The organism is Bacteroidota bacterium, from assembly GCA_034723125.1.
In the GTDB taxonomy this organism is placed as follows: domain Bacteria; phylum Bacteroidota; class Bacteroidia; order CAILMK01; family JAAYUY01; genus JAYEOP01.
The window spans coordinates 1-9,744 of the sequence record JAYEOP010000417.1; the positions used below are offsets into that span (position 1 = coordinate 1).

At 29.8% G+C, this 9,744-nt stretch carries 8 protein-coding genes; all 8 read left to right on the forward strand.

The window, feature by feature from the left end; translation table 11 throughout:
- Positions 1 to 151 precede the first annotated feature (151 nt).
- Positions 152 to 397, forward strand: coding sequence for an acyl carrier protein (locus U9R42_11185; GenBank protein ID MEA3496589.1), 246 nt, complete (start codon positions 152 to 154; stop codon positions 395 to 397).
- An 8-nt stretch (positions 398 to 405) separates the two neighbouring features.
- Positions 406 to 2,538, forward strand: coding sequence for an acetate--CoA ligase family protein (locus U9R42_11190; protein MEA3496590.1), 2,133 nt, complete (start codon positions 406 to 408; stop codon positions 2,536 to 2,538).
- 135 nt (positions 2,539 to 2,673) lie between these two features.
- Positions 2,674 to 3,483 carry a glucosamine-6-phosphate deaminase gene (gene nagB / locus U9R42_11195; GenBank protein ID MEA3496591.1) on the forward strand — a complete coding sequence of 270 codons (810 nt, stop codon included), beginning with the start codon at positions 2,674 to 2,676 and terminating at the stop codon, positions 3,481 to 3,483.
- 79 nt (positions 3,484 to 3,562) lie between these two features.
- Positions 3,563 to 5,512 carry a DUF4954 family protein gene (locus U9R42_11200; GenBank protein MEA3496592.1) on the forward strand — a complete coding sequence of 650 codons (1,950 nt, stop codon included), beginning with the start codon at positions 3,563 to 3,565 and terminating at the stop codon, positions 5,510 to 5,512.
- Positions 5,513 to 5,892: 380 nt separating this feature from the next.
- Complete coding sequence (locus U9R42_11205; GenBank protein MEA3496593.1) at positions 5,893 to 6,768, forward strand: hypothetical protein; 876 nt, start codon at positions 5,893 to 5,895, stop codon at positions 6,766 to 6,768.
- Positions 6,769 to 6,785: 17 nt separating this feature from the next.
- Complete coding sequence (locus U9R42_11210) at positions 6,786 to 7,196, forward strand: hypothetical protein (GenBank protein MEA3496594.1); 411 nt, start codon at positions 6,786 to 6,788, stop codon at positions 7,194 to 7,196.
- 32 nt (positions 7,197 to 7,228) lie between these two features.
- On the forward strand, positions 7,229 to 7,363 hold the full coding sequence (locus U9R42_11215; protein ID MEA3496595.1) for a hypothetical protein: 135 nt from the start codon (positions 7,229 to 7,231) through the stop codon (positions 7,361 to 7,363).
- 501 nt (positions 7,364 to 7,864) lie between these two features.
- A partial coding sequence (locus U9R42_11220) for an N-6 DNA methylase (GenBank protein ID MEA3496596.1) occupies positions 7,865 to 9,744 on the forward strand: 1,880 nt, incomplete at its 3' end.

The window sequence follows — 9,744 nt, forward strand, 5'->3', positions numbered from 1 at the left end:
GTTATGATAAATGATGTTTTACGATTATTCTGATAGTTAATAGAGGAAATCAGATTAGAAGTTAAGTTGAAAAAAAAATGTTGTATTACTTTTATTAATTTACTATATTTGGGCTTGGTTAATTAATAGGGGAAAACTTAAGGGGAGAATTATGGAAAGAGAGAAAGTTGAAGCGAAGGTAAAGAAAACGATTGCTGATGTATTAAAGAAAGATGTAAATGAAATTGCATCTGATGCAAATTTTATATTCGATCTTGGTGCCGATTCAATGCAGAGTTTACAATTAGTGGCAGGTTTTGAAGAAGAATTTGATATTGAAATGGACGAAGATGATGCTTTAGAGATTCAAAGTGTTAAAGATGCGGTAGTATTTATCGAAAAAATAGTAAACGGATAAGGAAAAAAATGAAAAAGAATAGAAAAACATTTGATGAAGTAAATAATATTTTTTATCCAAAATCTATTGCTGTTGTTGGAACGAATAATGTAAGAGGTTCTGTTCCATCGGATATCTTTCAGAACATTTTACATGATGGATTTCAAGGAGTTCTATATCCTGTAAGTCCGAGTGAAAAAAATGTTGGAAGTATTAAGGCATATAAATATGTTGTGGATATTGAAGATGATATTGATATGGCGATTTTAGTATTTCCAAGTTCTGTAGCACATTTGGCAATGGAGCAAATTGGAAAAAAAGGTATTAAATCGATGATAATTATTTCTGCCGGATTCAAAGAAGTTGGTGGAAAAGGAATTGAGAAAGAGAAAAAGATAAAAGAAATTGCCGACAAATATGGAATATCATTTATAGGTCCTAATTGTCTTGGTGTTATAAATACTGATCCTCTGTGTCATATGGATGCTTCTTTCGCAAGAGCAATGCCAAAAGAAGGTAATATTGCTTTTATTTCACAGAGTGGAGCTTTGTGCACGGCAGTTTTAGATTATGCTGATGCAAAAAATATTGGTTTTTCAAAGTTTGTTAGTTTTGGTAATAAAGCGGATGTTGATGAAATTGACTTGTTGTATTATTTAAAAGATGATCCGAAAACGAAAGTTATTTTGATGTATCTTGAAGAGGTGACAAATGGAAAAGAGTTGATGGAAGCTGCGAGAATAGTTACTGCAGAATCCGGAAAGCCAATTTTGGCAATAAAATCCGGTAGAACTGCGGAGGGAGCTTCGGCGGCTGCATCTCACACGGGCTCATTGGCTGGAAGTGATGTCATTACTGATGCTGCATTTAAACAAGCGGGAATAATCAGATGTGATAATCTTGAAGAGATGTTCGATATAGCCAAGGCATTTGCATATCAACCACTTCCAAAATCAAAAAATATTGCAATAATTACAAATGCAGGTGGACCGGGTGTTCTTGCTACTGATAAAGCAATTGAAAGCGGATTGTTACTTGGAAAATTTAGTGAAGAAACGACAAAAATTCTGAAGAAGAGTTTACCGGCGGCAGCAAATATCAAAAATCCCGTTGATGTAATTGGTGATGCAAGAGCTGACAGATATAATGCGGCGATTGGTTCTGCTTTGAAAGATAAAAATATTGACGGAGTGAATGTTATTTTGACTCCACAATCAATGACTGAAATTGAAGATATTGCGAAAGATATTGTGAAAGTTGCTAGAAATTATGATAAACCTGTTCATGCATCTTTTATGGGTGAAACTGATGTTGCAGAGGGAATAGATATTTTACAGCATAATAATATCCCGCATTATTTTTTACCTGAAAATATGGTAAAATCAATGGCTGTCACTGCTGAATTTGCTCAGAGAATGAAAAATCAAACCGATGAAAAGGTTAAACAATTTTCTGATGTTGATAAAGCAAAAGCAACAAAGATTCTTGAAGATGCAATTGCTGAAAAGAAATCATATTTGCCTGAAGAGGAAGCTGTGAAAGTTTTGGAAGCATATAATTTTCCAGTTCTTCCAAATGGATTAGCAAGTTCAAAAGAGGAAGCAGGAAAAATTGCTGACAAAATTGAATATCCTGTCGTTATGAAAATTATTTCTGTCGATATTGTTCATAAATTTGATAGCGGTGGTGTTATTCTAAATATTCAGAATAGAGAAGAAGCGGAAGGTGCATACGAACAGATTCTAAAGAATGTTAAAAAAGCGGAACCGACAGCAGATATCAAAGGTGTATTTGTTCAAAAAATGGTTAAAGAAGGTCAGGAAGTGATTTTAGGATTGAAGAAAGATAATTCTTTTGGTTCTGTGGTGATGTTTGGTCTTGGTGGATTATTTGTTGAGATATTCAAAGATGTAGATTTTAAAATTGCACCAATTTCGGAAAAAGATGCAAAAGAGATGATTACTTCAATTCAATCATATCCGATTCTCGCCGGAGCAAGAGGAAAGAAAAAACGAGATGTAAAAGCTATAACAGAAACAATTCAAAGATTGTCACAATTGGCAATGGATTGTCCACAGATTAAAGAATTGGATATAAATCCATTGATTGTTGGTGATGAAGGGAATGGTTGTTTTGTTGCTGATACTAAAATAATGCTATAGTAAGAAGGTTAGGAGTTTAGGAGGTTAGTGGGTTAGAATGTTAGGAGGTTAGGAGGTTAGAAGAAGTTTAGAAGTTTAGAAAGCTTGTGAATACGAGGTAAAAGTTGATAAATAAAAATAAATAGAGGAGAAAAAATGAGAATTCTCATACACGAAAATTATCCATCTTTAAGTAAATGGGTAGCACATTATGTTGCAAAAAAAATCAATGATTTTGCACCAACAAAAGAGAAACCATTTGTTTTAGGTTTGCCAACAGGTTCTTCACCAATTGGAACATATAGCGAATTAGTTGATTTGTACGATGAAGGCAAAGTTTCATTCAAAAATGTAATTACTTTCAATATGGACGAATATGTAAATATCGCAGAAGATCATCCAGAAAGTTATCACTATTTTATGAATAAATATCTATTCAGCAAGATTGATATTCCAAAAGAAAATATAAATATTCTTGATGGAAATGCAAAAGATCTCGAAAAAGAGTGTCAAGAATATGAAGATAAGATAAAGAAAGTTGGCGGAATTCATCTGTTTCTTGGTGGAATTGGTCCTGATGGACATATCGCATTTAATGAACCGGGGTCATCATTGAAATCAAGAACAAGAATTAAAACTCTTACTCACGATACAAAAATTGCTAATGCCAGATTTTTCAATAATGATTATAATAAAGTTCCGAAAACTGCATTGACTGTTGGAGTTGGAACTGTTATGGATTCTGATGAAGTTATTATCTTAATCAGTGGGTATAACAAAGCAACAGCATTGAAACAGGTAGTTGAGGGTGGACTAAATCATATGTGGACGGTATCTGCATTACAGCTACATGAAAAGGGAATTATTGTTTGTGATGATGAATCTACAATGGAATTAAATGTTGGAACTGTGAAATATTTTAAAGATATTGAGAAAGAATCAATTGAGAATATTTCGGAAGTTTAAGATGTTTTAGAAATATTACAAATGTCCGGGAATTGTATTTTTCGGACATTTTTTATTTATTAAAAAAATAGGGAAGAAAATGAGAAATTTAAAGCAAGAAGAAATTAAAAAATTAGAAAATCAAAATTGTATTTCTAACGATTGGTCTAAAATTCAAATAGACGAAAATTTTGATGTAAAGTATGTGAATAATGTTTCATTTTTCGGCAATGTAACAATTGGAAACAATGATGGAATTGTGAAATATTCAGATGAAATTGAAAAGCATTCTATGATTAGAAATTCTGATATATACAATTGTGAAATTGGTAATAATGTCTATATTTCAGATGTAAAATTGTTGTCAAATTATAAAATCGGAGATAATGTTGTTTTAGAAAATGTCGGACAATTAGCTGTGGAAAACGAATCAAGTTTTGGGAATGGTTATGAGTTGGAAGTATTAAATGAAGGTGGCGGAAGGGACTTAAAAATATTTGATAACTTGTCATCACAGATTGCATATATGTTGGTTCTTTATCGCCACGATGAAACATTAGTAAATTCAATCGAAAAAATGGTTGATAAATATGTTGAAAGTGTGACTTCAGAAATTGGTACAATTTGCGAAAATAGTAAGATATTAAATTCTAAAAAAATTACGAATGTGAAAGTAGGAAGCGATGCAACTATTTTTGGTGTGACAGAATTAAATAATGGAACTATTGTCAGTAATTCTTCAGCAAAAGTATTTGTTGGAAATGATGTAATAGCAAAAAATTTCATTATAAATTCAGGTTCTAAAATTGATAACGGGGCAATTATAGATGGATGTTTTATTGGTCAAAGTGTAAAAATTGGTAAACAATATTCAGCGGAGAATTCTGTTTTTTTTGCTAATTGTGAAGGATTTCACGGAGAGGCATGTTCAATTTTTGCCGGTCCATATACAGTCACACATCATAAATCTACACTATTAATTGCCGGATTATTTTCGTTTTTTAATGCCGGAAGTGGCACAAATCAAAGTAATCATATGTATAAATTGGGACCATTGCATCAGGGAATTCTTGAGCGAGGAGTAAAAACAGGTTCATTCAGTTATTTGTTATGGCCAAGCAGGGTAGGAGCATTCACGGCAGTTATTGGCAAACACTATTCAAATTTTGATACGAGGGATTTTCCATTTTCTTATATAAATGAAGTTGATGGAAAAAGTATTCTTACGCCTGCAATGAATCTGTTATCTGTTGGAACAGCTCGAGATAGCGAAAAGTGGCCCAATAGAGATAAACGAACTGATGAAAATAAACTTGATTTGATAAATTTTGAATTATTTAATCCATATACAATTGGTAAGGTTTTTCGAGGATATAAAATTTTGTTGGAATTAGTTGAAAAGACACCAAAGAAAATGAGTTATGCAAATTATAATGGTGTAAAAATTCCACGATTGCTTCTGAAAACTACTGCAAAATATTATAGATTAGCGATGGATATTTTTATCGGTCAAAGTGTAATGGCGAAAATAGAAAATTCGAATGATTATAAAAGTGAATTTAATCATGATGGAAATCTTGATGAGTGGTTTGACATGTCTGGATTGTTAATTTCTAAAAAGACAAGTGAAACACTAAAAACGAAAATTAAAAATAATAAAATCCAAAATGTTGAGATGTTAGTTGACGAATTACAAGCAGTTTTTAATAATTATTCTGATGAGGAGTGGTTTTGGACTTTGGGATTGATTAAAGAACATTTAGAAATTGACACAAAGAATATTACAACTGACGATCTGAAAATAATTATTGAGAATTGGAAAAAATCTTCGCTTAAATTAAATAAAATGGTTGCAAATGATGCGACGAAAGAATTCAATATAACGACTAAAATTGGTTTTGGAATTGATGGTGATGATGAAGTAAAAGATACGGATTTTGAAGCAGTTCGTGGAACTTATGAAGGTAATAAATTCGTGAAACAGCTGGAAAAGAAAAAAGAAGAGATAGAAACTCAAGCGGAAAAGATGATTGGTAAATTGAACGGATAAATTTAAAATTTCTTGATTGTAACGATTTAATTTGTTATTATATGGTAGTAATGAAAAAGAAGAGTTCAATGTATAATTTTAATAATAAATAATTGACAAATTGTCTATATGAGATTAGGTAGTTATGAATAGCCTCCTTTTGCTTTTTTCGTATTACGCCTAATCTCATTTTATTCATAAAATGGCAACTGATGAGTTTTTTGAGTAAAGGAGTAAGAATGATAAAGGGAAAATATAAATGCTTCGACAGGCTCAGTGCACCGCAACACATCGCACTTTGACAAACTCAGAACATGGCAATTATGTTTATCTCTCCAATTTGGCAGTGTAAGAACAATAACTATACACAATCGTTGGCAGTAAAAAAAGCAAAATATTAGATGAAACCAAAACACATATTTCTAATAATATTCCTTATACCTCTATTGACCTCATGTCATTCTAAATACCTGAATTTAGGAATTAGAACAGACGGAACAATTGTCTGGAATAAAGATAGTACGGCTTTTGTTTTTGTTGCAAGAAAAAAATTATACAAAAGACCTAAAGGAATTGCAACATTTCCAGATGGTGGAAAAACAAAAAATGAGTTTTTAGATTTTTCACTGTGTTATTATAATATTAAACACAATCAACTAAGTTGTCTTGCTGATTTAAATGAATTTTATCAAAGTATGGCGTATAGATGGTTAAGCATATCACAAGTTAAATTATCTTTAAGCGATACTGTGCTGTATTACAGAATGATACAACCTTATGATTATGATTTAAAGACAATTAAAGAAAGAAAACCTGATTTACTAACGATGGTTAACAAAACTTACAAAGTTAATTTAATCACGCTTAAAAAAGAAACAATAGATACAGTGTTTTTGCATGATTTATTTAAGAATAAACGAAAGCGATTTAATAAATCTATTGCGAGTCAATATCTCCAAGATTTGAAATGTTCCGATTGGGGAATTGAATTAAGTGAAATTCATCCGCAGTCAAAGAAAATGTATTCTAATTATATTATTGAGAAAGAAGGAAATGAGGCATTTAGAGAATGTATTTTCCAACAAGTTATCTCCTCGTTTTCAAAAAAAGACAGAGAATATATTGTGGAGCAAATGAAAAAAAAAGAAAAAGAATTATATAACATTTTTAAAAAAACAGATAAAATAAAAAATCCTTATCAAAGAAGTTTGAGAGAAGAAAAATATAATAGCTACATAGAATACATGAAAATTATTGAATATAAATTGAATAACTAAATAAAAGGAGAAACAAAATGAAAAAAGTAATCGCTATATTTACAGTATTTGTAAGTTTATTTATGTGGTCTTGCGGAAATTCAAATAGTAATCCCAAAGAAGGCCAAAAAACAGAAAAACAAACCATTACCCAAGATATAATAATTGGGGAATGGGAATGTGTTGATATTACTAACGGAGTAATTCACATGAAGGATATCGCCCAAATGCAACCACATATGGTTTTTACTAATGATGGTAAAATTATTAATAAAATGGTACTTTCCGATGGCTCTATAATAAAACAAAAACTTGCTAACTACAAAATTGAAAATGGACAAATTAACTCGAAAGTTTTTGAAGGTAATGCTTATATGGAAAGTGGTAAATTGATATTTGAAGATCCCTCTGCGGACAATAAAAGCATTTATAAAAAAATAGAAGAATAAAAACAATTAAAAAAGTAACATTAATTTTAGCAATGATTGCATTAATGATTTCAACAAATTTTTTTGCACAAAGAACAATTGATATTGAAGAAGAAAAAGATTATTCTTTGGTATCAAGATTTAAAGGATCAATTATGGAATGGTATCAAGTCAGGAATTTTGACTGATGCTTTATTTTTTCTTTAAAAGATAACAAAATATCTAACTATGAAAAAAATGTATGACAAATCGTTACACCTGATATTTTTCTGTTCTGCTTCAAGAGATGGATTTTGAGGCAGTTCGTGGAACTTATGAAGAGAATAAATTTGTTAAACAGTTGGAAAAGAAAATAAAAGAGATAGAATTGAAAGCGGGAAAGATGATTGGGAAATTGAGTAAGTGAATTTGAAAAATTTCTTGGTTTATTGGATTATTTATGATATTATATGATAATAGTAAAAAGGAAGAGTTCAATGTGTAATTTTAATAATAAATGCTTCGACAAGTTCAGCACATCGCAATTGTTCTTATCCCTCCAATTTGGCAGTGTAAGAACAATAACTATACACAATCGTTGCTGTGCATACACATCGAGTCGCAAACAATCAGGAAATAAATAATATAAATATCAATTTATCACACCAAAAATTACTATTTTTGTAGATTAAGGATTATTAGTTTAATTAATGGAAAAGATTAAAAAAAGAGGAATGAAATTTTATAAAAACCTTAAAAAATTAGGCTTTTATAAGAATGATGATGCCCTATTTTTAACTAATAACAATCAAAGCACTCACCCAGAAGTAAAATTCCACTTAAAGAAAGCACGAGATGAATTCAATGTAACAGCAGTATATTTCAGAAAACAATTAAGTGGCAGTTATCAACCACAGGTTTATCTTTATGATTTTACAGAAGAAAATTTTAATACCGATAATGAAATACTCCTAACAGATATTCATAAAAAGATATGGAGCAATGGCGAAATCCCTATAACTTGTTTTTTCTTTAAAACAGAAATTAAAATTATAGATTGCACAACCCATATTACAGATGATTACAAACCTTCTTACTTAATAGAAAATCTAAAAATAACAGAAAAAGCACACAGTTTATATAATAATCAATTTGCAATAAAAATCAAGAGTGGAGTTTTTTGGGAAGAAGAAGAAGTTAAAAATAAGTTTAAGTTTTCCAATAATTCATCTTATAATAAATTAATTGAGAATATTCAATACATTACTACAATTCTCAAAAAGGAATATACAGATTTACAAGACAGTCTTACAAATAAAATAATAGTTCAGTCCATTCTAATAAAATATTTAGAAGAAAGAATTGATACAAATGGGAAAAAATTATTATCTGATAAGTATTTTAAACAATTTGCAAATTCAAACACATTTAATGATGTTTTAAAAAATGGCAAATTTGTTGATTTATTAAATGCTTTAAATAATCCGGAAACGGGTTTAAATGGTAATGTGTTTCAATGGACCAAAGATGAACAAAATCTTTTAGAAAATAAAGACCTATCACCATTAGCAGAATTATTAGATACAAAAAAAACAACATTAGCATCTGAACAACTTGAAATAAATTTTCCGAATTGGAGATATTTTGAATTCAAATATATTCCTGTTGAATTAATTAGCCGACTTTACGAAGAATTTTTAGGTAATAATAAAAAAGAAAAAGGATTGTATTATACGCCTGCTCATTTGGCAAAATTGTTAGTTGATGAAAGTTTACCATTGACTAAGTATAAGAAAATAAATATTGATACATACAAGGTATTAGACCCTGCTTGTGGTTCGGGTATTTTTTTAGTAACAGTTTTTAAAAGGATTGTTCAAATATGGAGATTGCAAAACAATATGGAATTTCCAAACATATCGGTATTACAAAATATTTTACGAAATATCTATGGAGTAGATTATGAAGAACAAGCCATTGAATTAGCTTCATTTAGTTTGAGTTTAGCTCTTTGTAATGAATTACAACCAATAGAGATTATTAATAAGCTAAAATTTGACGATTTAAGAAAGAGTAACTTAATTTATTCAGATTTTTTTGAAAGTGCCAACAAACTTAAAGATGCAAAATTTGATTTAATTATTGGAAATCCACCATTTAGGCGTGGTGCTATTAAAAATTATTCAAATTTTTGGGAGTACAAAAATAATAAAGTAAAAATTCCTCAAGGACAAATTGCCTTAAAATTTTTAAGTGAATCTATCACACATCTTAAAGAAAAAGGATTATTATGTCTAATTATCAAATCTTCGGGATTATTGTATAATAGCACATCTACTGAATATAAAAAAGTGTTATTTTCAAATTTTAATGTAGTTCAAATATTTGATTTCACTGCATTGGCAAGAAATAAATCTTTGTGGGATAATGATGCAGATGTTGCATCTGCATCTATATTTTTGAAAAATGAAAAACCTAATATTGATAATAATATTTTACATCTAACATTTCGGAGAACTAAAGCAACAAGAGAAAGAATAGTTTTTGAAATTGATGATTACGATTTGCATTTTGTTGATAGAATAACAGC